Source organism: Streptomyces sp. NBC_01451 (genome assembly GCF_036227485.1).
GTDB lineage: Bacteria > Actinomycetota > Actinomycetes > Streptomycetales > Streptomycetaceae > Streptomyces.
In genome coordinates this window covers 10,145,988-10,167,992 of sequence record NZ_CP109479.1, presented here as the reverse complement: position 1 = coordinate 10,167,992, position 22,005 = coordinate 10,145,988, and the positions used below count along the sequence as shown (strand labels likewise).

The 22,005-nt window shown below is 69.0% G+C and carries 18 protein-coding genes and 1 pseudogene; 7 read left to right on the top strand and 12 right to left on the bottom strand.

Annotation, left to right across the window (positions count from 1 at the left end; genetic code table 11):
• Positions 1 to 824: 824 nt before the first annotated feature.
• Positions 825 to 1,202, top strand: a pseudogene (locus tag OG595_RS44820) (PhzF family phenazine biosynthesis protein); the annotation flags it as partial.
• 67 nt (positions 1,203 to 1,269) lie between these two features.
• On the top strand, positions 1,270 to 2,112 hold the full coding sequence (locus OG595_RS44815; protein WP_329266642.1) for a hypothetical protein: 843 nt from the start codon (positions 1,270 to 1,272) through the stop codon (positions 2,110 to 2,112).
• A gap of 635 nt (positions 2,113 to 2,747) precedes the next feature.
• Here the strand turns inward: OG595_RS44815 and OG595_RS44810 are convergent.
• The 9 genes from OG595_RS44810 to OG595_RS44770 all read right to left on the bottom strand — a co-directional run bounded on the left by OG595_RS44810 (position 2,748) and on the right by OG595_RS44770 (position 16,429).
• Entirely contained in the window at positions 2,748 to 3,608 is an 861-nt protein-coding gene (locus OG595_RS44810) for an ATP-binding protein (protein ID WP_329266643.1), read from the bottom strand.
• Entirely contained in the window at positions 3,605 to 5,191 is a 1,587-nt protein-coding gene (locus tag OG595_RS44805; RefSeq protein WP_329282530.1) for a Mu transposase C-terminal domain-containing protein, read from the bottom strand. The genes OG595_RS44810 and OG595_RS44805 overlap by 4 nt, the downstream gene beginning before the upstream one ends.
• A 41-nt stretch (positions 5,192 to 5,232) precedes the next feature.
• The gene (gene cas6e / locus OG595_RS44800) at positions 5,233 to 5,937 is read right to left on the bottom strand and encodes a type I-E CRISPR-associated protein Cas6/Cse3/CasE (protein ID WP_329266647.1); all 705 of its coding nucleotides are present in this window, start codon (positions 5,935 to 5,937) and stop codon (positions 5,233 to 5,235) included.
• Positions 5,934 to 6,722, bottom strand: coding sequence for a type I-E CRISPR-associated protein Cas5/CasD (gene cas5e / locus OG595_RS44795; protein WP_329266648.1), 789 nt, complete (start codon positions 6,720 to 6,722; stop codon positions 5,934 to 5,936). The genes cas6e and cas5e overlap by 4 nt, the downstream gene beginning before the upstream one ends.
• Positions 6,719 to 7,936, bottom strand: coding sequence for a type I-E CRISPR-associated protein Cas7/Cse4/CasC (gene cas7e / locus OG595_RS44790; RefSeq protein WP_329266650.1), 1,218 nt, complete (start codon positions 7,934 to 7,936; stop codon positions 6,719 to 6,721). The genes cas5e and cas7e overlap by 4 nt, the downstream gene beginning before the upstream one ends.
• 1 nt (position 7,937) lies before the next feature.
• The gene (locus OG595_RS44785; protein WP_329266651.1) at positions 7,938 to 8,672 is read right to left on the bottom strand and encodes a CRISPR-associated protein Cse2; all 735 of its coding nucleotides are present in this window, start codon (positions 8,670 to 8,672) and stop codon (positions 7,938 to 7,940) included.
• 41 nt (positions 8,673 to 8,713) lie between these two features.
• The gene (gene casA / locus OG595_RS44780) at positions 8,714 to 10,267 is read right to left on the bottom strand and encodes a type I-E CRISPR-associated protein Cse1/CasA (RefSeq protein ID WP_329266653.1); all 1,554 of its coding nucleotides are present in this window, start codon (positions 10,265 to 10,267) and stop codon (positions 8,714 to 8,716) included.
• A 450-nt stretch (positions 10,268 to 10,717) separates the two neighbouring features.
• Positions 10,718 to 13,597 (bottom strand): CRISPR-associated helicase Cas3', encoded by a 2,880-nt coding sequence (cas3, locus tag OG595_RS44775; RefSeq protein ID WP_329266655.1) that lies wholly within the window; start codon positions 13,595 to 13,597, stop codon positions 10,718 to 10,720.
• Positions 13,598 to 15,550: 1,953 nt separating this feature from the next.
• A complete protein-coding gene (locus OG595_RS44770; protein ID WP_329266656.1) occupies positions 15,551 to 16,429 on the bottom strand; it encodes a nucleoside triphosphate pyrophosphohydrolase family protein in 879 nt (292 codons plus the stop codon).
• A 115-nt stretch (positions 16,430 to 16,544) separates the two neighbouring features.
• Here OG595_RS44770 and OG595_RS44765 point away from each other — a divergent pair, with 115 nt between their 5' ends.
• Genes OG595_RS44765 through OG595_RS44750 form a run of 4 tightly spaced genes read left to right on the top strand, consistent with a single transcriptional unit; the run spans position 16,545 to position 19,032 of the window.
• Complete coding sequence (locus OG595_RS44765; RefSeq protein WP_329266657.1) at positions 16,545 to 16,826, top strand: acyl carrier protein; 282 nt, start codon at positions 16,545 to 16,547, stop codon at positions 16,824 to 16,826.
• On the top strand, positions 16,823 to 17,236 hold the full coding sequence (locus tag OG595_RS44760; RefSeq protein WP_329266659.1) for a helix-turn-helix domain-containing protein: 414 nt from the start codon (positions 16,823 to 16,825) through the stop codon (positions 17,234 to 17,236). The genes OG595_RS44765 and OG595_RS44760 overlap by 4 nt, the downstream gene beginning before the upstream one ends.
• Complete coding sequence (locus OG595_RS44755; protein ID WP_329266660.1) at positions 17,233 to 18,150, top strand: ImmA/IrrE family metallo-endopeptidase; 918 nt, start codon at positions 17,233 to 17,235, stop codon at positions 18,148 to 18,150. Before OG595_RS44760 ends, OG595_RS44755 begins: the two co-directional genes overlap by 4 nt.
• 33 nt (positions 18,151 to 18,183) lie before the next feature.
• Complete coding sequence (locus tag OG595_RS44750) at positions 18,184 to 19,032, top strand: hypothetical protein (protein ID WP_329266662.1); 849 nt, start codon at positions 18,184 to 18,186, stop codon at positions 19,030 to 19,032.
• Positions 19,033 to 19,066: 34 nt separating this feature from the next.
• Here OG595_RS44750 and OG595_RS44745 read toward each other — a convergent pair whose 3' ends face one another.
• Positions 19,067 to 20,083: a nucleotide kinase domain-containing protein gene (locus OG595_RS44745; RefSeq protein WP_329266664.1), complete on the bottom strand. Its 1,017-nt coding sequence runs from the start codon at positions 20,081 to 20,083 to the stop codon at positions 19,067 to 19,069.
• Between the two features lie 48 nt (positions 20,084 to 20,131).
• On the opposite strand from OG595_RS44745, the gene OG595_RS44740 reads away from it, so the two are divergent.
• Complete coding sequence (locus OG595_RS44740) at positions 20,132 to 20,425, top strand: hypothetical protein (RefSeq protein ID WP_329266666.1); 294 nt, start codon at positions 20,132 to 20,134, stop codon at positions 20,423 to 20,425.
• A 236-nt stretch (positions 20,426 to 20,661) separates the two neighbouring features.
• Here OG595_RS44740 and OG595_RS44735 read toward each other — a convergent pair whose 3' ends face one another.
• Both OG595_RS44735 and OG595_RS44730 read right to left on the bottom strand, forming a co-directional pair.
• Positions 20,662 to 20,985 carry a hypothetical protein gene (locus OG595_RS44735; RefSeq protein ID WP_329266667.1) on the bottom strand — a complete coding sequence of 108 codons (324 nt, stop codon included), beginning with the start codon at positions 20,983 to 20,985 and terminating at the stop codon, positions 20,662 to 20,664.
• An 8-nt stretch (positions 20,986 to 20,993) separates the two neighbouring features.
• A complete protein-coding gene (locus tag OG595_RS44730) occupies positions 20,994 to 21,230 on the bottom strand; it encodes a hypothetical protein (RefSeq protein WP_329266668.1) in 237 nt (78 codons plus the stop codon).
• Positions 21,231 to 22,005 lie beyond the last annotated feature (775 nt).

Sequence of the window (22,005 nt, the reverse complement as noted above, 5' to 3'; positions counted from 1 at the left end):
GACACCGGAAGGGTTGTAACTTTCGCTGGCATTGCCGGTCCTCACTGTTCCGCTTCACGTGGCCTACCGGCATGGCCGCTGCCACTTACCCGAATGCCGCATCGCGAAGAAGGCCCCCGCCTCTGACGATCGCGGCCTGCGCTCAGGGCCAGGTCCGGGGCGCAGCCCCAGACCGGGGCGTACGTGGCGTAACTGCGGCCCGGTGGACGGAGATTTGCAGGGCCCAGACGTCGCTGATGTGCTCACCACTGACGACGCGTCCCAGCAGGGCGGCGCGTGCGACGGCGGGAGCGCGTCAGCGATTCCTCGCCAGTAGGCACGGTCTGGTGTTCGGCGCTGGTGGCGGCGGGGTGCGCAGCGGCTTGCTGTGCCGGCGACCGGGCGCTGGCAGCCGTGGAACGGCGCGCAGCAGACGAGACGAGATCAGGCATGCGCCCTCCTCGCGAAGGGCCAGGACCGCGCTCCCGCGGGGGGCAAGGTAGGACAAACTGAGAGGCCGTTTCGTCGTGAGAGCCCGACCGTGAAAAGGCCCAGGGCCGCACATCCCACCAGGGCGAAGGAGAACGAAAGGGATGTGCGGGCTACCAGCAAACCCATCGACAACGGACCGAGGGAGTACGCCACGAAACTGACCGCTCCCACCCAGGCGAGCGCGAATCCCGAACGGCCGGGGAGTAGTCTGCCCGCCGCCGAGTAGCCGAGCGGCGCGACCGGTGACTCGAAGAACCCGTACAGCCCCAGGGCGGCAATGGCAACGAGACCCGAGGGTGTGAAAACGAGTACGGCCACGGAGGAAGCCATGCCGCAGGACGCCGCGACCAGCACCCAGCACCCAGCACCCGTATGTCGGGGCCGCCTGGTTGCTCGACGCGCCCGAGCTCGTCACGCCCGCCGGGGTCGTCGGGACCCGGCCCGACGGGGAGTTCAGCTGGATCGAGGCGCGGGCCGAGTGGGCGGCATCACGGACGTTCCACCAGAAGGCACCGTCGCCGAGGTCGACGATCTTGCCGTCCAGGCCCAGGGAGAGTGGATCTACGCCTGGGCCTAGAAGGACGAGGCCACCGGTGCCGCGGCCCTCCAGCTCACCGCCGCACTGGGACGTGCCCTGAACCTTGTCCAGGGCTCCGGCTCCCAGATCCTCACGGCTCCGCAGCCGGGGGGGATGGGTGGAGATCGGCGGCCGGGTGGCCCTGGAGCGCTGAGGCCCTATGGACGGCTCCGGCGGTTCCCGGCACTGTGGCCGGAGCAGTCGGAGGGGGAGGGTGGAGCGTGGCGTTCTTTCTGCTGAGCTCGGCGGTGGTGCTGCTCGCGCTGGTGTGGTGGTGGGCCGGGCGGTTTCCCTGTTCCTGGGACGTGCTGCGAGCTGCCCGGGGCGCGGAAGGGCGCGAGACCCGGCAGCGTCTGCGCACTGCCTGGGACGAGCTGCGTGAGGGGCGCCGGAAGAGCGCGCAGATCACGGAAGAAGCGCGGGCTCAGGTCGAGAAGGCCAAGGCGGACGCCGACAACGGCCTGCGCCCGTGGGACGAGCGCTTCCAGAACCTGAGCACTGAACGGGAGGCCCGGCTGAAGCAGGCCGGGGAGTGCGGCGACCCGGTGGGTGCACCCCTTGAGAGGTCCGAACAACACCTGGAGCGGCTCCAGTTGCACCAGCACGCCCTGCTGCCCTGGAAGACGGTGACGTCGGAGGAGGGGGAGGTTCGGGAAGAGGACGGCGAACCGCTGGCACTGTACGGCCTGCGCGTCGAGATCGACTCGCTCTCCCACCACCTTGTTCTCCGTGTGACCCTGCCCCGGGACAGGAACCCCGTGCGGGAGTGGCTCTATCCGAATGAGAAGCACTGGGAGGCTGCTCTCCATGCCTTCGTCGTCAAGGTCCGTGACCAGCAGGAGCGGGACGAGGTGTTCCGCGAGGAGCTGCGGTCCCGCGTTGCCGGGATCGACGACGAGATGCGGCAGGTCGAGACTCGGCGAGCCAAAGTCGCCGAGGAGAACGGTCGGATGATCGCCGACGCGGATGCGAACCTGCGTTCGGCCTCCGACCGGGCCGCGGCCGTCCTGGAGAAGGCGTACGACGCCTGGGAGAAAGAGGCCCACCGACGACCCCGGCGGTGACCCGGGCCGGGTTCCGCCAGATTTCCGGTTGCCGCATGTGACGGGTGACGCATCCGACGCTGACATGATGGTGTCTTCGATGATGCGCCACGGCGACTCCGAGACGCCAAGCAGGGTGCCGTGGTTCACACCGGCAGAAGCGCCAACAGCGGAACAAGACGGGGCAGTTGACCGTTCATCTACATGTGGCTGCGGAGGGGACAGTGTCCCCGGGCCTCACCCCTAGCCCATGGGGACGATCATCCGGCTGAAGCCCCATGGAGCACCCCGCCGAGAGGCGACCGCCCTCCGCACGCCACGCCACGGCCCCGGCTGGTCTCCCCCGTCCAGCCGAGGCCCGTTGATCCCGATGAAGTCCAGGATCTCGTCCATCCAGCCAGGCAGGACGTAGCCCATCCCCCGTCAACCCCCCTCAAAACTACGGCCACTTCACGCACACCAACCCAAAGCGCACGCCCCCGTCACCCTAACCGGCGGCTCGCCTGCGGATCACCCCCGGCCACACGGCTGCGACCATGCGCGGGCGTCCTCCATCCCTTGGAGCGCACACTGCGGGCCTTCAATGCCGTCCGGGACTGCTGCATACCGGTGGCAAACGAGCGGCTCGTTGGGTCTTCAAGGATGCGGGCGCGGCTTCAGTCGGTATGGCGTTGGGTGGGGTCGAGGCGGCTGAGGATGGCCCGCACGAAGTCCCGGCTGTAGGGAGGAAGGGGTGTGGCCGTGCCGTGTGGAGTGGGCGGGTGCGGCGGATCTGCGGAACCGGGCCCCTTCGCGTGGGTGCTGCCGTATTCGTCCCAGAGCAGGTAGCTGATTTTGGCCCACTGGCGGAAGTTGCCGTGGCAGGCCACGTCGTCGATCCAGAGCAGTTCGTCTGCGGGTACGTCCGCCCACAGCGGGTGGTACTCGGGGATGACGGTGAGGACTTCGGTGGGTGTGAGGGGCTTGTAGCGTTGCCAGATGAGGATGCGGGAGTCCAGCGCCGGACGGTTCTTGATCTTCTGGTAGCAGGTTTCGGCTCCGACCAGGACGACGGCGAGGCGGGTGTCCTCGTCGTCCCAGAGCTCGCGGATGAATTCGAAGGCCCGGGTGTCGAGCCACTGGGCTTCGTCGACGACCAGGACGCGGGGGGTCTCGGACAGGGTTTCCTTGAGGATGGCTTCGCAGCGGGTGCTGTTGAGGGGGGCTTCGCCGGGCAGGCCGAGCTTTTTGTACAGGGCGGCGCGCAGGGCCTGGATTTTGGCGGAGCCGACTTTGATGCGCAGCGTGGTGTGGGGGGCGAGGTCGTCGAGGTGGCTGTTGACGGCGAAGGTCTTGCCCAGGCCGACGCCGCCGTGGACGCACATGATGGCGCCCTTGCCGGCGTCGGCGTTGAGGGTGGTGACGAGGTTGGCGTAGGTCTCTGCGCTGGCGTTGGTCAGCATGGCGCGGGCGCCGGGCAGGCCCATGTAGTGGTAGCCGGAGCCGGTGGTCGGCTGGCTGTCGGGCGTGGTGGTCATGGAGCGTCCTGGGGCTCGGGGGCGGGCAGGGGCTTGGTCCAGCGGGTGGAGTCGGGCTTGGGCCGGTTGAGGAGGTCGGGTCGGGACTCGGCGTGGAGGTCTGCTTCTGGTGTCTGTAGCTGGCGTAGCTGGGCGGTTGCTTGGCTGGCGGTGAGCCGGTTGAGGGGCTCGGGCGTGGCGGCGACACTGGTGGCGGCGTAGCGGGGTTTGGCGTTCTTGCGGGCCCGGCGGGCTTTGGCGGCGTAGCGGTCGGCTTCGCGGCGGCGGGCGTTGCGCAGGGCGCGGGATTGTCGGGGGCTCATCTCGTCGCTGCGGAAGGCGGCGCCGCGGTAGGTGAGGGTGTCGGCGTCGTAGAGCTCGATGCGGTGGTAGTGGTGTGGTTCGTGGCGCAGGCGGACCATCTCGCCTGCGCTGCCGTGGCCGTGCATCCAGTCGCCGACGTAGTAGGCGCTGTTCCAGCGGACGCCTTTGCTGGTGATCTTCCGGGGTGGGCCGCCGTCTTTGAGGGTGTAGGTGTGCAGGTCTTCGGGGTCGAGGGTGTCGATGGGGGTCAGGTCGGCGTGCCAGGCCTGGGCGGGGGTGCGCCGGTGGAGGCGGGCGATGGTGTGGTCGTTGTTCCACCAGTCCACCCAGTTCAGGACGATGGTGATGAAGGTTTCGTAGTCGAGGAGTTCGTCCAGGGCCCACAGGGGGTGGCCGCGGCGGTCGCGGCGGCTTCGGGGGGTGTGTGCGTAGCCGGGCAGGCCCTTGAACAGCATGTGCTTGGCGGCGCCGTTGACGGCTTCGACGGTGCCTTTGAGGTGGGGGCTGTAGGGCGGCAGGACGATTATTTCGGTGCCGAACTTCTGGAAGGCCTCGGTTACGCATTTGCCCAGGAAGTCACGGCCGCGGTCGACTCTCAGTTTGCGGGGGATGCCGCCGAAGGGCCGGTGGTGATCGGTGTGGAGGATGGCGTCGCGGGCGGCGGCCAGGATGGCGTCCTGGCTGGGCTGGTGGGGGGTGATGGCCACGCCGCAGATGACGGCGGTGGCGTGGTCGATGAACCAGGTGATCCAGGGTTTGGTTCGGCGTCCGTCGACGTTGACGAAGACACTGGCTTCGACGTGGTCGGTCTCCCAGACGTCGTTGCGGTTGCCGCGCGGGCGCAGGGCGTGGACGTCGTGTCGGCGGCGTGCTGCTTCGCCGTTCTTGAGGGCGGCGCGTTGCCCGGCGCTGAGTTCGCGGTTGACGGCGCGGTAGAAGGTGGCCTGGGAGGCCCGGGGCGGGGTGCCGAGGTGACCGTGAGCGACGAGTGCGAGGTAGGCGCTCGCCACGTTGCCGTGCCATTGGACCAGGGCTTCGTGCATGGCCGGGGTGAGGGCGAAGTGGGGGCGGCCTTGGGGGGTGTAGGTGCCGTGGTGGGAGTCGGCGTTGTCGATCCAGCGACGCACGGTGCGCCAGTGGACGGTGAAGGCGGCGGCGACGGTACGCACGTCGTGGTGGGTCAGGCGGTCGGCGACGCGCAGGCGCAGCAGGCGGCGTACGGCGGCGGCGCGCAGGGTGGTGGTGTCGTAGGGGCCATCGGGTGATGGTGTGGCGGGCACGGGGGTTTCCTTGAGGGCGGCGGACGTCGGGGGCTGGTGGGTCAGGCGGGGGCGAGGCTGAGCAGTCCGGCGCCGTACGGTTTGCCGCGGCCGATGCCGGCGAGCAGGGCGTGGCACAACTGGCTGGGGTCGGTGATGGTGGCGACGCCGTCGAAGCGGGTCAGGACGTGACGGAAGACGTGCGGGGCACTGTCGCTGGTCTGTTTTTTCGTGGAGGGGCTGCGGAAGGCGCCGACGGGGGTGAGGTCGGTGCTGGTCGGGGCCAGGCCTGCGTGAGCGGCTTTGCGCTGCCACCAGGCGAGGGCGTCGTCGCCGTACAGGGGGATGTCCTTGTGGCGGGGTCGGGTGTCGAAGAAGGGGTCGCCGTCGAGGACTTTGTGGCGGGTGCTGGCGTTGGCGGTGATGCGGTAGCGCACGCTTGTGCCGGTGGCCAGGGCTTGGAACATGGGGGTGAGGTCGCGGGTTTCGGTGGTGCCGTAGGCGTGGGGCAGGCGGCTGAAGTCGGGCGACAGCTGGGACTGGATGAGCAGAGTGGGCGGGGTGTGGTGGGTGGCCTGTTCCAGACGGAAGAGGAGTCCGGCCTTGTGGCGGGGGCTGTCGCCCAGGCCTTCGGGGGCCAGCAGCATGACGGTCTTGTGGAGGCTGGTGGAGCGGGCCAGGTCGCGGCGTACGTCGCGGCTGTTGCGGTTGAGACGGATGCGGGTCAGCGTCACGGTGGCGGGTGTGGTCGCCAGGGGCGGGGTCATGGGGTGTCCTGCTGGATGTAGGCGGTCAGTGCTTCGATCGGGGGATGGGAAGCGGCCAGGGTGGCGGGGAGCTGTTCGGTGGTGCGCCATACGCGGCGGGTGTGGTGGAAGCGCCGGGTGGGGGTGAAATCGACTGGGACATCGGCGAGTTCCCGGTGGACGTCGGCGGCGGGCACGTGGGCGGGCGGCGCCTCCCACACGAAGTCGACCGGCACGGTGTCCTGCCGGGGCGGGGGGCCGGCTGCGAGGCTGAGCGGCACCCGGTGCAGGAGTTCTGCTACGGGATCAGGGTGCGGTGTGCGCAGGAGGAGGGGCTCGTCGAGGATGCAGGCGCGGCGGCCCAGGTAGAGGGCGAAGGCAGGCTGTTCGAGCCGTTCGGTGATCTCTTCCAGGAGCCGGTCGGGGCCGCGGACGGCGACGGTGAAGACGGCGTCGGCCAGGTAGACGCGATGGCTGATGAAGGTGGATGCCTTCTGGGCGCGGTGCTCTCCACTGCTGGTGTGCAGGCCTTCTTTGTGGGGGCGGCCGCCGCCGGCGGTGTGGTAGTCGGTGTGCCGGTGGCCGGGCCGGTCGATGCGGACGGTGAAGACCAGGTCGGTGTACGGAATGGCGCCGGTGCCCGGATCGGGGGCGAGGGCTTCTTCTCGGGAGCGTCCATCGGCGGCGGCGAACATGCCGATGAGCGCGGAACGGGTGGGGAAACCGACTGTGTCGCGGTAGCGGAAGGCTGCGTGTTCCCCGAACGACATCAGCGGAGCGGCCAGGCGCAGCAGGATGCCGTTCACGCGACGGCCAGGGAGGCGGCGGGCTGGGCGGCGGCCTCGGTCAGCGCGTCGGTGAGTTCCTCGAAGGAGGCGTGGGGGGTGCCGAGGTGGTCGACCGGGGTGTTCTGGTAAGTGGCGTAGCCGTGGGCGATGCGGCGCCGGCTGCCCAGTAGTCGGCCCAGGGCGTCGGCGTGGGTGGACAGTGCCTGGACGGCGGGGAGGGTGTAGCCGCCGCCGGGGGCTGGTTTGACGGGCTGTTCGAAGGCGGCGGCGTAGGAGACCGGGCGGCGCTCACGGACGGCGTAGTGGACCAGGTGCGGCAGGGTGTGGGGGGCGGTGGACGTTTTTTTCGCCTGGGGAATGCTCTCGATGAACATCTCGGTGAACAGGGCCAGCAGCCGCAGCGCCTGGTCGTGGTCGCCGCCCAGGTTGCGGATGAGTTCGGTGAGGTTGACGGTGGCGTAGCGGTAGAGGATGCCGGTGGTGAAGAAGCTGGTCTGCAGGTGTGCGCTGCCCGCTTCACCGGGGGCGGACCAGTCCTCGACGGCGGTGAAGTAGTCGGGCTGCGGGTCGCTTTGGTGCACTGTGAAGGCGTGGGCCATCTGTACGGCGCCGTCGACGTGGGCGTCGGGGAGTTCGGCGAGCATGCGGCCGAACAGGTTGATGGTGGCGGTGCGCCGCCGGATCAGTGCGGCGACCGTGCGGGTGGGCAGGACGGCGGGCACTGCGCTGTCCTTGGCCTTGCGTCTGCCGTTGGGCTTGGGAGCGGCTGCTGCGGCGGCGGCAGCGGCCTGTTGTTGTGCGAGGGTCTCTTCCAGCTGCGGGCGGTGCTCGTGGCACAGCTGCACCATGTCGGAGCGGACATCGCGCGGCAGGTAGAGGAGGGCCGAGGTGATGCCGCCCTGTTGTTCTTCGGTCTTGAGGCCTTCTTTGGTGGCCGAGCGGACGATCTGGGCTCCGGCGAAGGCGGCCAGGTCCTGGGGCCAGCCGGCCTCGCGCAGTGCGTCGGCCACGCGCAGGGGCAGGTTGCGGGTGCGGGCGGCGTGTTCGTCGAGTTCCGCCTCCATCGGGAGGCGGATGGCTCGCTTCCAGGACTGGGAGGAGACCATGGCGCGCATCGCGCCGCCGAACACCAGGGTCTTGGGTTCGTTGTCCTCCCCACGGTTGAGGAGGGAGGCGGGCACGGGTTGCAGGGCGTGCAGGTCGATGTAGCGGGCGGGCGCGTAGGCGGCCATGTCAGTCCTCCTGGGACACGAGACGGTCAAGGGTTTGGAAGTAGGACTCGCGCCAGCGGTCGGCGATGTGCAGCTGGTCGTAGTCCCACCGGGCGAGGTCTTCCAGCAGGACGGCGAAGTCGAGGCGGGCTGCGTCGCGGTTGGCCAGGCGGGAGGTGAGTCTCCACAGCAGGGGGTGCAGCAGCGGGGAGGACAGTCTGGTGAGGATCTTGACCTGGTCGTCCATGCGGTGTTGTTTGAAGCCGTGCCGGGCCACGGCGATGGCGAGGCTGGAGCCGAGATCCGGGCGGGCCCGCCAGTGCCGCACCGCTGTCCTCTCCCCTGCCACCGGGCCGCCTGCAGGGCTGCTGCCCGGGACAGGTGTGTGGGCTGGTTCGTCCAGCGGACTGTCGCTTTCCGCAGCCGGCAGGCGAGCGGCCTCGGTCGTGCTGTCGTCGGGGGCGGGGACGGCGAACTCCGGGGTGTAGAGGCCGTCTTCGTGGACCAGGTGGCGCTGCATGGCGATCAGGCTGGCGACGGTGTAGTGGGCGCGGCGGGCTCCGTAGCGGGAGACGCGGGCCACGAGGTACTGCTGCATGCGTGCCCCGCATTCCTCCAGGGGGCGTCCTCGTCCGGAGGCGAGGTCGGAGCGGATGCTGTTGGTGGCGCACAGGTCGAGGACCGCGGCGACGAAGTCGTCGTAGTGCTCGCGGCGTTGCGCGGTGGTGAGGGTGGGCGGCAACGGGGTCTCCGGCATCAGGGGGCAGGGCGCGGCGGGCGGCGGCCTGGCGGAAGGTGTCAGGTGGCGCGGCGCCGGGCGGCGGCTGGCCGGCGGCGCAGTGTGGCCACTGCTGTGGCGATGGCTGGTGCGGCGCGGAAGTGCTGGGAGATCGCGGGGCGGGCGGCTTCCCGCAGGGCGGCGGCGGCTTCGGCGGCGAACGCCGCCCGCGCATCGCGTTCCGGGGTCTCAATAAGGTTCCAGAAGACGGTCTCGGCGCGTGGCCAGTACGCGGCACGGACCCGCTTCGTCCAGGGGGGAAGCCTCTTGGGCGGACGGGAGCCGCGGGGGGACGCCCCGGGGGGTGTGGTGACGGTCCGCCAGGCGTCTCTGGAGACCTTGTCCAGCAGGACGCCGATGGCCTCGGCTTCCTTGCGGCATTCGGCGACCCGCTCGGCCGCGGCGGCATCGTGCTCCTGCATCCAGGGCCAGATCGGCGGGGTCAGGGCCGTGTACCAGGTGCGATTGGTGGTCCAGCCGTCCTGGTCGAAGCCGTGTACGCGGACGCGGAGTTGGGCGCGCAGATCGGCCGGAAGGTCGTTGAGGGTGGTGAAGGCTTCGGGGCGCTGGACGGCTGAGTCTTCGTCGCCGGCGAGCAGTAGGGCGTCCAGGTCGCGCCACAGGGCCCGGTCGGCGTCCGCGCTGCGGGGCTGGTGCCGCCGGGTGACAGGTTGACCCGGGTTGTCGTGATGGACGAGGAAGGGGTCGGTGGCGAGGAGTTTGGTCTGGGTGGCCCAGGTCAGGTAGGCGTCGGTGACCTGTCGGCCGTCCGCGGAGGGGATGAGGAGGATGGCGTGGCGGGAGCGGCCGGTCAGCAGCCGTCCGGGCCAGGTCACCGGCGGGGGTGCAGCCAGCGGGTCGGGCAGGTCGGGCTCTTCCCACGGGCAGTGGTCCTGGGCGCCGGGCCAGTCCTCGTCCGGTTTGGGCAGGCCGGCGAGGAGGGTTTCGTACAGGGTGCGGCCCAAAGGGTGGAAGGAGAGCGTGGTGCGCAGCGGCCCGGCTTTGGCACTGCCTTGGTCCTGGCCGTCGACGGTGCGGACGGAGCACTGGCCGACGGCGCCGTAGTAGTGGTGGATGAGCATGTGCCACAGGGCCTGCTCGCTGGGCACCGGCTGGGGGTCGGTGTCGGCGTGCGGACTCAGCCAGGCCAGGTTGTTGCCCTCCGGGCGGCCGAAGACCAGTTTGTTGACCCCGGCGCGCTTCTTGCATTGGACGGCCAGCCGCGGGTCCTGCAGGAAGGGGCGCACGGGGTCGAACAGATCCCAGACGTAGGCGGCGAAATAGCGGTGGACCGTGTCGGCGTCGAAGCCGTCGGGTTCCTTCAGCAGCCTGCGGCGGCGGGCCGCCCACTCCCCCGCGCCCATCTCCGGATCGTCCAGCCCGGTGACCCGGGCGGTGATGGCGATGAGGACGCGCAGCACGGCGGACGCCGCCGGTGGCAGGGGAAGGGCCAGGTCCTCGATCTCGTGGGCGCGCAGCAGTACGTCGCGCCAGCCAAGGAATTCCTGGTGCCCGTCGAGGAAGAGGACCGGAATGCAGGGTTCTTTGTCGGTTGCGTAGAGAGGTTCGGGCATAGGGAAGCTCCAAATGCCAGACAGGGAGGAAAGGGGAAGAGAAAGAGGGAAGGAGCGTGAGCGGGCCTCCTGCTGACGGCACGCCAGGACGCGGCGCTGTGCCGGGGCAGCGGCAGGCAAAAGTTACGAGCCCGGCTCAGGAGGCATGCGGCCAGGTCAAGCCATGCCCACAGGGTCGGAGTTGCTTCGCGCCGGGCACCAGGGGGTGCAGTGCTCAACGTCGCAGAAGCACAGGAGGGGGTCACGAAGAAGCGGTCGAACGTATGTCCGTCTTCGTGTTTCTCATAGTAGTCACAGAAGCGGATCTCCTCGAACCACTCTGACCCTTATTCAATTACCGGCCAGTTACTCTTTTTTCGGCTTTCCGAATCGACTGCTTTCGATGGCGGCAGGATTTGTCGTGCACCGGCCAGTAAATGGTCCGCCGATGTCGCGGTAAAGGGCTGGGGGTCATTCGCCGTGCTCGGCCACCAGTCCCAGCACGGGGTCGAGGCGCAGGGTGTTGCGGCCGAAGCGCACGCCCGCGCCGGGGTCCGTGGCGTCGTGCGGCAGCAGGACGAGGTCGGCGAGCAGGGCGTGCTTCTTCCACAGGGCGGGGGCGTGGTGTTCGCGGCGGCGCTCGGCGACCCAGGCGGCGGGGACAGGCAGGGTGTGCTGAAGAATGGTGCGGATCATCGCGGTGGTGGGCTCGCGGTCCAGGGACAGCAACCGGGTGCCGGCCGGATCGAGGGCGAGGCGGCCTTCGGGGGTGCGGTAGAGGGGCAGGAGGCGCCGCGGCATGGCGCCCAGCCGGGTGGCGGCCTCGCGGGCATGCAGGCGTTGGCGGTGCAGGTCGGCGAGCGAGAGCGTGTCCCGCCAGGTGGGGACGAGGTGGAGGGCGCTGAGGTGTTCCTCGCCGCGGCGCCTGCTCTGGTAGGCGGTGTGATGCTGTGTGAGGTCGGGGCTGGTGCGGGCGAGTTCGGCGGCGCCGGCGTGAACGGTTTCGACCAGGTGCTGGACGTCGTCGGGCAGCGTGAGAGTGAGGGTGCGCTGAGGCAGGCCGGAGAGGCGGCCTGCAGCGGCGTGCGTGAAGAGGGCCGGTTCCAGGGTGCGCCAGGCGGCCGGGATCAGGGTGCGGCCCCGGTGGTCGGTGGGCTGCAGGATGCTGAGGCGAGGCACCCCTTGCCGGCGCAGCCAGGCGGGCCTGCGGTCCGCGCCCGCCCCCCACAAGTTCTCGAACCGCCACAGCCGGCCCAGGCGTTGCAGCAGCTTCTCGAGGGAGGCGAGGTCACTGACAAGGACGTCGACGTCGATGTCGAGACTCATGTCGAGGAGGCTGGTGGTGACGATGACCAGGCGGGCGGGGCGCTCGCCGGCGGAGCCGAGCCGGTCGCGGATCAGGCGGGTGAGGGCCTCGCGCTGATGGCCGGGCAGGCGTGCGTGCAACAGCAGCAGTTGGCCCTCCGGCCCGCCGGGCCAGGGCAGGGTGTCGTGGAGGTGCTGGTAGGCGGCCTGGGCGTCGGCCATGGTCGCGCACGCCACCGCCGCGCATCCCCCGCCCTGGACAACGGGGGCGATCTCGGCGCTGATGCGCTCCAGCCGGCTCTCCCGCGCCGGGGCGTCGTCGGGGTCGGTGTACGACGAATGGCGCACCGGGTACAGGCGCAGGGAAGCGGTCCGGCGGTGCCGTTGGGCGTGGGCCTCGCCCGCGTGCGGGTCCATACGGGTCAGGGAGGCGTCGGCGGCCGCGGCGAACAGCCAGCCCGGGTAGGCGGGTGCGCAGTCCAGACCGGCGGTGCTGCTGGGCCGGTGGCCTGCGCCGGCGAGGTAGCTGCGCACCAGGTCGGTGCTGACGCGGGCCGGCATCGTGGCGGAGAGCAGGACGACTGGGCAGCCCAGTGCGCCCAGCCAGTGCAGCAGCCGCCCCAGTAGCTGCTGCATGAACGGGGTCAGGGCGTGGGCCTCGTCGACGATGACGGTCCGCCCGGACAGGGCCAGCATGCGCAGCGCGCTGAAACGGACCGGGAGCGCCGCCATGAGGGCCTGGTCGTGGGTGGCGACGGTGAACTGCGCCAGCAGTGCCCGGTCCCAGCCCCGCAGCCAGCCGTCCGGTACGGTCACCCGCTCCTCAGGGCGCTGTGCCCCGTCCGGGCCTCCCCGGCCGTCGGGCTCCTCGGGCCAGAATTCGTCGGTGGTGGAGGCCTCGTCAGCGGCGATCTGGCGGTCGGAGTAGGCGGAGTTGTTCCAGCTGTGGCTGTACACCAGGGAGACCGGAGCCCGCTCGGGGCGGTGCGCGGCCACGTACCGCTCAAGGATCTCGTAGGAGGCGTCCGCGGTGGCGGTGGTGGGCAGCAGCCACACGATGCCGGCGGTGGCGCCGTCGGCGTTGAAGATGCGTGCGGCTTCCAGGCCGGTCACGGTCTTCCCGCCGCCGGTGGCATCGGTGACCACCACGATGCCCGGCCCCTTCTCCCCCACCACCTTGGTGAGCTGCCTGATCAGGGAGGCCTGCAGGTCGTTCGGCGCGGTCAGACCGCGGTGGGCCTGGGCGAAGGGCGCCGGAGGGAGTGTGACGCGGGCCAGACCGGACCCGTCGAGCAGGGCCGGGGCGTCCTTGACGGCCTGCGCGTAGTGCTCGCCGGCGCTGAAGGCGGGTGCTTGCGCCTTCAGCAGCCAGTAGTGGCGCTGGCTGGCCAGCCGGTCCGCGATCACTCCGACCCCGGTGATCAGTACCGCGGCCGGCACCGACACCCGCGAGGGCACCATGGTGGCGCCGGTCAGATGACGCACCAGGGCGAAGTAGCGGCGGCGCAGATCCTGCCACGCGGGGCCTCCCAGAACGAGGTTGACCCGGGACGCTCTGGCCGCACCGTCAATGTCGAGCTGCAGGAACCGGCCGTGGTGCCCGCCCAGCATCTGCGTCACCAGCACCCCCGCACTGTCCGATGTGTCCGCCTCGTAGCCGGCCTCCGCCAGCAGCTGCAGCACACTGTGCATGGAGGCCCGCTCGTGCGGCATGCTCCGCCAGCCTTGAGTGTCCGCCCGCAGCACCTCACTCACTCGTGCCCAGGGATGCGCCTCCCGCTCCTGGAAAGATGTCAACTTTCCCAGATCATGCAAACCGGCGAAAAACATCACCAGGCACCGGGCCTCCGCCACCGTCACGCTCAGCCCGTCGGCGATCAGCCGCCGCTGACCACGCGTCAGGAACCGGTCCCACACCTCACCGGCGACCGCCGCCACATCCAGCAGATGGAACAGCAGCGGATACACCGCCAGAACCCCCCGGTCGAACTTCCCCCACGGCGTCAAGTCGATCCCGTCGAACCGGGCATCCTCCCGGACTCCCACAACCACTCCCCACACCCAACTACCCCACCGTAAAGGGGTGTTGACACCATCCTGCCGCATCCGATCACCAATTTCCGCAGGCCGCCTCCCGGAACTGCCAAAGCGGGAGGCGGTGCTGCTCTCCCGCGTAGGAAGGCGTACGCCCATGGGCCCACCGTCCGTCGGACAGATACCACGGACGACTGCGGAACACACCGGCAGATATCCCGGCCCGGCCGGACGCCACAAGCTCGCCATATTGCCCAACCGGCCCGGTACCGCAGCGTCTTGTGAAGTGGGGACAGTTGAAAATGGTCTCCCCCATTCCGCGTGGGCCGTGCTCAACTGCCAGCCCGGCAGTTCGGTGCCGCCGTGGAAGCCGCATCCCGGCACGACCACCACACCGGACCCGGTAAAGTGAATAAAAACTGCCCCTCGGGTCAGAGAACCAGCAGGCCAGCAAGGGTCCTCCCCGCACGCGTGGGGGTCTGTCCGAGGTATCGGTCGACCTTGCCGCACTGGCAGAATCCTCCCCACCTGCGTGGGGGTTTGCCCTACAACCGGAAGCTCTACCGCCAAGACTGGATGCATTCCCCACGTGCGGTGGGGGTCCAGGGAGTTGATAGTGCCGAAGGTACGCTCGACACACCCCCATACACATGGGGGTCCGTCCTTCACCCAACAGGGCCGCTCCACCGGCTTCCTGCGCTCCCCACGCATGTGGGGGTCTGCCGTTCCGGGGCTGGGCGCACTTGACCGCCCAAGGGCATTCCTCCCCGCGGACATGAGAGTCAGTCGTTCCCTGGTGCAGCAGGACCGTACTGAAGCACATTTCCCCATATCCGTGGGGGTCTGTCCATGTCTTCCGGTTTTTCTCTAGGTTGGAGGAAGCCTTCCCCACATGCGTGGGGGTCCGTCGTAGCCGCCGGTGCGCCGGTACAGTTCGACGGCACCCTCCCCAAAGATGTGGGGGTCTTCCGCACGCGGCGTTCATCGGGCAGTACCCGGTAGCTCCCTCCCCATAGATGTGGGGGTGTTTCGCGGATACCGCGGTCGGTGACGGCACGCCAACGATGGCCCCACCTCACGTGGGGGTAAGTCCCGGCCAGCCACCGCGCATTCGCCACTACCGTCTTCCCCACACACGTGGGGGTCAGTCCTTCTGCCAGATGAAGATGCGCGATGCCAGCATGTCCTCCCCATGCGGGTGGGGGTCTGCCCAGCTCCTCGCGGCTGCCGAGGAAGTAGTTGCCGTCTTCCCCACGTACGTGGGGGTTCGTCGGTGAATTGCGCACACCCGGTCCAGCCCACCTTGGCTCCCCACATGCGTGGGGGTCAGCCTTCGGTGGTGAGAGTCTTTGCAGTGGCGGCAGGCTTCTCCTCCCGTACGGACCGCCCAGAGGGCGGAATCTTCCCCACATACGTGGGGGTCCGTCCGAGGTCGTCGACCTGGACGACGACGCACTCTCGTCTTCCCCACACGCGTGGGGGTCCGTCCGGCACGAACGCGCACACGCCGACCATGGCGAGGCCTTCCCCACACGCGTGGGGGTCTGTCCTACCGCGCTCTGCGCACAGGCCAGCTCACTGAGCCTTCCCCACACGCGTGGGGGTCGGTCTGGCTGATGGATATGGTCCTGGTGAATCCAAGGCCCCACACACGTGGAGGTCTCTCCGCGACCGAGGCCCGTACGGAGCTCTTCACCCTGCCTTCCCCACACGCGTGGGGGTCTTTCGGTGAACTGGGCCCACCCGATCCAGCCCACCGCGTTCGACGTCACCGTCGCCTTCCCCGCGCACGTGGGGGTCTGTCCGCGAATTGGGTGACGATGGGTTCAGTCTGGAAACGCTCCCCGGCCCCGTGGGGGCTGCCGGCTTGCTACCCGGAGGCCGGTGGGGTCTCTTCGAAGCGATGGCCGGCGGCGTTCCTCCACCGCCGCGAGGAGGCAGGCGACTGGGCATTACGTGAGCCGCTCAGGGTTCGGTAAACGTCAGGGCCTGTGCGTCGAGGTCGAGTTCGAGGTGGCCGCCGCCGTGTTTGCGCAGCTGCCGCCAGGCTGCGTAGCCGGTCATGATGGCTTTTTCCCAGTCGGCGGCGCGCAGGACACTGACTTCGAGGTGGGCAGTCATGTGGTCGATGGTGATCAGTAGTTCGTGGTCGACGTGGCGGAGGTTTTCGAAGTAGTGGTGGCGGCTGGCGTAGGAGAAAACCAAGGCGCTGATGCCTTCTTCGATGGCGATGGCGCGGCCGCCGTCTTCGGCTTCGTCGATGCCGGGGCGGCTGCGGCGCTTGCGGTCGAGCAGGAAGCGGCTGACGGGTGACCAGCCCAGGACGGCTGCGTGGGCGAGGTGGAAGGCGTCATGGAAGCGGTAGTCGTCCTCAATGTGGCTGGCGCTGGTCAGTGGATCGCCGGCGGGGGTTCCGTCTTCGCGGGCGAGGGTGATGACGGTGCGACCGTCGGGCTGGGGAGTGGGGGTGAAGGTGACGGTGGTGCGCCGGGGCAGCTGTTCGTGGGCGGGGTAGTCGGCGTCGAAGTGGGGGCGTTGGTCGTTTGGGGTGGTGCGCCAGCGGTCTTTGGTTTTCTCCAGGCTTGCGGCGGCGATGTCCTCGAGGTCGAGGCCGAGCAGGTGGGCGAGGGTGGCTGTGTACCAGAGGACGTCGCCGAGTTCCTCGCGTAGTTGCTGTTTTGAGGGTCCTGCGTCGGCTCCGTCGCGCAGGCGTTTTTTGTAGGCGGTGATCACTGAGCCTGTTTCGCCGACGAGGCCGAGCAGGGGTATCAGGACGGGGTCGGTGCCGTCGGTGGGGGGTTGCAGGGTTTTGAGGGCTGCTTGCTGATAGCGGGCGAGATGCACACGCACTCCCATGAAGGATCTTCCAACAAGTCTGTCGGATTTCCCGACATCGCTCTACAGTAGGTCACGTCGGGCTGCCTGTCCGGGAGTTGAGTGAAAGGGGGGAATCCAGAGCATGCCGTCGCAGAGCGTCCAGGAGATCGTGGACATCGTGGTCGATTTCCTTGCCGAGTACCAGGACAGGCCGGTCCAGGAGGTGTACGAGGAACTGGCGGCCCGGGGGCAGGACTTGCCGATCGACTCCGTACTGATCATGGAGATACTGGCGCGCGTCGAGGAGCACTTCGGTGTTCGTGTACCTGCCGACGCCAAGGCCGGGCGTTCTTTGCGTTCGGTCTGGGCGTTCGCCGAGACCGTGTACGACACCATGCAGCAGGCCAAGGAGCACCAGCCATGAACGACAACGCCCCCTTCTCCGCCGATGACGCCGGCCAGCGCGCTCGTCTGGGCCAGCGACTCAAAGGCACGCGCGAGTATCTCGGGCTGTCGCAGCAGCAGGTCGCCGAGCGCACCGGCATCGTGCGCTCGGCCGTCAGTGACATCGAGCGCGGACTGCGCAAGGTGGAGGTGATGGAGCTGCAGAAACTCGCCCGTCTCTACCGGCTGCCGGCCTCCTACTTCCTGGACGAGGAGGAGTCGGCCGACGCCGGAGAACACGCGCTGGCCGGACTTCCCCGCACCGCGAAGCCCTTGAGCGAAGGCGACCGCATCGAGGTGGCGAAGTTCGTCCAGTACCTGCAGGCCCGGCGCCAGGCCGAGGAAGACCAGCCGGGCCTGACGCCCCGGGCCCGGGAGGGGGGTGCGTGAGCTGGAACAACGCGCACGGCGCCGCGATGATCGCGGCCGCCCAGGCCCATGAGGCCCTGGGCACGAGCAACGACGGATACATCGACGTCTTCGGCGCGCTGGGCCGCGCCGGGGTGGAGGTGGTGGGACGCAGACTGGGCGGTCTGCTCGGTCTGTACATAGACCGGTACGCCGGCGGGCCGGCGTGCCTGCTCAACACGGGCCTGGAAGAAGTGAGCATGCGGCACACCGCCGCGCACGAGCTGGGCCACCACCGGATGGGGCATGGCAGCAGCATCGACCATGAGGAGCAGTCATCGGGGCGCTGGGGTGAGGGGTGGCCGCAGCATGAGAAGGAAGCCGAGGCCTTCGCCTCCTGGTTCCTGATGCCCCGCCCGGCCGCCCGTGCCGCGCTGGTCCGCTGCGGCCTCACACGCCCCGGCTCCCCGCTGGACGCGTATCGGACGGCCCGCTGGCTAGGCGCGCCGTATGCCACCACAGTGCGCCACCTGGTGCGGCTGAAGATGATCGACCGGCCTACCGAGGCGGTGTGGCTCAAGCCCTCCCCCGCTGCCCTCAAGGCGGACCTCACCGGCGGGCTGCCGGTCGGACCGCGCGCGCACGTCCACGTCCTGGCGCCCGCCGCGCACGACGCCCTGCTGCATGTGGCCGCTGGAGACTGCCTGCTGCTGGACATCTCCTCCGCAGCCTTCGAGCACCTGCCCGCCGGGCTGTCTCTCACCCCGCCGGACACCGGTAGCCAGATGCCCCTGCTGGACCTGTTCCCCGCCCCGCAGCAGCCCAGGGCCGTATGGGTGAGCGAGGACATGACGAGCGACACGGTCGTGACCGCCACGGCCCATGCCGGTGAGCTGTTCCGGGTGACACTGCGGCGCACGCCCGGCCGCGAGGGCTCCGACGCCTTCTGGTCCTGAACGCCGCCTCTTTGCCGATAAAGGAGCGAGCCGATGCACACGATCACCGTCGACGCCACGGACGTCTCCCGTGCCTGGCTGGAAGCCTGCACCCGCCTGTCGGAGATCCCGGGCAACAAGGCCTTCCACACCATGGTCCGGATCGCCCGCCCCCTGCACGAGGACCCCCATCTGCGGGCCGAACTCGACCGGCTGCGCGCCGCCCGCACCACCAAACCCCTGTATCCCATCGACACGGTCGTCAACACGCTCTTCCCCACCGCACTCGCCGCGACCTGCACCACTCACGACGAGCTCACCGCCCGCTACCGGGCCCTGTATCCGCGGCTGCAGGAAATCCACCGCAACGTCCACGGCACCTACTTCGGCCGGCTCGTCTCCTATCCCGGCACCCCCGACAAGCCGCAGCCGGTCGACCAGCTCGCCCGGGTCATCAGGCGCCTGGACAAACTGCGCACCTCGGCGAAGTGGAGCGCGGTCTACGAGGCCGGCACCGCCCATGTCGCAGACGATGACGCGAGCGAGTGGGAGGAGGACGAGCCGGCGCAGAGCGCCGCCGGGTCCGAAGCCGTGATCCGAGCGGCCTCGCTCGACACACAGACACTGGATTTCCCCTGCCTGAGCCACTGTTCCTTCCAGCTCGACAGCGCCACCAACACCGTGCACCTGGCCGCCTACTACCGCAGCCACTACATGTTCGACCGTGCCTACGGAAACTACCTCGCCCTGGGCCACCTCTGCGCCTGGGTCGCCCGGCATGCCAACCTCACACCCGGCACGGTGAGCGTCATGTCCGGCTGCGCCCGGCTGGACTGCACTAAATCAGAACTCGGCGCACTCCAGGATGCCTTGACCACACCACTGTTCGGGCTGGGTGCCTGAGCGGGCACCCGGCACCGGCCCGCAGCGCCCGTCTCTAGGCGTTCAGGCCCCACTTGGGCGGGAACCAGGCCCGTACCGGAGCAGCGTCCTGGCGGTAGACCTGCTTGATACGGCTGCGGCCGCTGATACCGGCGATGTCCGGGTGGGCAACACGCGCGTACTTGTCGACCTCGCAGAACAGGTTCTGGCAGTCGATCAGCTGCAGCGGCCGCCCCCCCAGCCCGGTGAAGGACAGCCCCAGACGGGCGAAATGCTCGTCCTGGGAAGCAGCCATGTAGCGGATGACCTCGGCCTCGATGCCATCGGCTGCCGGACCGAAGCATTTACGGATGCCGTCACGCGCTCCCGGCCCGGGAACCACGAAGTCCATCTCCGAAAACGTCAGCTGCGGAGCGTAGTTGAGGTCGATGGTGAACTGGTAGGCGAGGAACGGGCCGAGTGCCGGGTAGCCGAGCAGTACCTCGTAGGCCTCCCGCATCGTCGATGCCCCCGCAACGCGCTCCGGGGCGCCGGTCGTCATCATCCTCTCCAGCAGCCGCAGATGATTGCGGTGCTTGCGGCTCTCCCCCAGCTGCGGCGGCGGAACGATGTAGGCGGCCGAGTACAGCCGCTCCCCCCGCGCGAAGACCGCTGAGAGCACCCGGTCGTACGCGTCGAAGGCATAGCTGCCCCAGCGCACCTCGCCCAGTTCGCGGTTGAGCAGCCGCCAGGTGGACTCCTTGTTGAAGACCTTGAACAGCAGGGTGCGGAAGAACACGTCCTCCCAGTCCTGCGACCCCTGGTAGATCACGTCCGTGATCAGGACCTGGCTGACGCGGTCGGCAGCCCGGTAGCAGTTGGTGAACCGGTGCCCGGCCAGGATCGGATCGTGGGTCCACGGCCGCGCCCGGCCCTCCAGGCGCGCCTCATAGACCGCCTGCCGGGCGGCGGCGAACCGCCAATAGGTGTCGAACACCGGCGTCGGCCGCAGTTCCCGCCCCGCCACCCGCAGCATCTCCGGCACCGTGTCCCGGCCATCGATCGTCTGACGGTCTTGCAGCAACGTCACCATGTGCGCAATATATATTTGTTATAGGTCAGCTGTCACCGAGGGGGAGCCATGGAGTTGCTGCACCATCAGCAGCAGCGCCGTACGACCTCGGTGCAGTGGCCCGAGGACGTCGACCGTCGTCTGAACATCCTGGTCCGCGCCGCCACGGCGGCCGGCGAACGCACCTCACGCGCCGAGTTGCTGGCCGCCCTGGTGACCACTGCCGAAGCCCAGCCCGAGCAACTGGCCCTCCTGCTGCACCGCTACCGGGGCCTGCCCGAGGACGCTCTGGCCGACGACGCCGGCCGCAACGACCTCCCCCACGTCCGCACCCCCGGCCCGCGACGTACCACACCCACCTGAACGATCGGCTTCACAGAAGGTCACCGAGGAGGATCCCCGTCCGGGAATCGGCAGGGCATCGACGGCAGACAGGGGTGGAGATGAACGGGCAGCCGCAGGGAGCAAACAGCGGACGCCCTGACGGCCGGGAGGCAGATCACACGACTCTGCGTCTACGGGCAGCCACCCGGGCCCTGCGGATGCACCTTGACGACCTGTCAGCGGTATTCCACTTCGACGGGGCGGGCGACCAGTTCCTAGCCGAGTCGGCATTCCCTTTCGCTCGGTGGCGTTACGCGTGCGCGGACTCGCTGCTCGGCTCGGGAACGGGCAGTAACCCGTAACCAGGTCCGGGGGTGATCCAATGTTTGCCACAGGTCCGGCAGGAGTTTGGTCATGGCCTCGTGGGCGGCGTCGGCCGCTTCGTAGGCGGTGGCACCCTGGTGCATCAGGAACACCGTGACCGCGCTCATCTCCCGTGTGTAGAAGGCATTGAAGTCATCGCGCCGGATGAGGGCAGGCTTCGGCGGGGCCTCTGCGGCCGTAGCACGGACAGGCGGGGGCGACTGTTCGATGGTCATGTCGCGCATCACCTCGCGGGCCGGGCGGCAGCCGTGCTGCCGATCAAAATATCGACGTCGTGATGCGCCGTCTTCTCGATGAGGCGGCTGCCCGGCGGCAGCGACCGGGCGCGTTCCGACAGCCCTTGCTGGTGGAGCTCCACACGCCGGATCTGCGCGCGGAGCCTGATCCAACGATGGCCAAGGCGCAGAATGTACACGCTCGCGGCGACTCCCGCCGCGGCCGTTGCCGTCAAGGGATCCATACCCCACCCCCGGTTTCCACGGCGGCGTCCGTCACGCCGCGCTCCCCTCTATAAGCAAGGAGAGCGCCTCGTTGTGACATAGGGCCAAGAGCCTGTGGTCCGCCAAGACCACTCCCCCGGCACGCCGAACAACTGCTCGGTATCTACGCCAACACCCCCTCACCGGCACAGCCAGCCCGTGTAAAGTAAGCAAAAAATAGTCTGTCGATCTTCAAGCCCGCTGGCCAGTAAGAGCCTTCCCCACACATCTGGGGGTCTCTCCTATCCACAGGCCTCCATTCCCAAGATCGGCCCGCCTTCCCCACACACCTGGGGGTCTCTCGCTCTACCAAGGCGGTGACTACATGATCCGGGTGCCTTCCCCACACACGTGGGGGTCTCTCCTTCTGGATCATGATCACGACGACGAGGACGATGTCTTCCCCACCTGGGTGGGGGTCTACTGATGATCTCGGCGTCATGTCGCCGGACGGTCGACGAGATTCCCAGCTCAGAGACTCCGCGTCGCGCGACATCACGCACGGAATCTCAGTAACACTACGGACGAACCGTCGGAGCACCATGCTTACGTGCTCCCACTCGGTCCCAGCCCTCAGCAGGACGGTGATAGCCGATCGGCCAGCCGACGGACACAGCAACCTGCAATGCCCGGTCACAGCGCTCGGGTTCATTCACCCAGCGACGGTCCTTGAGGATCAGACTTCTCGGCCACCACGCACGGCTCTCACCTAGCAAGGTCAAAGCACAAAACGGCAGGTCAGAGAGCCACTCCTAT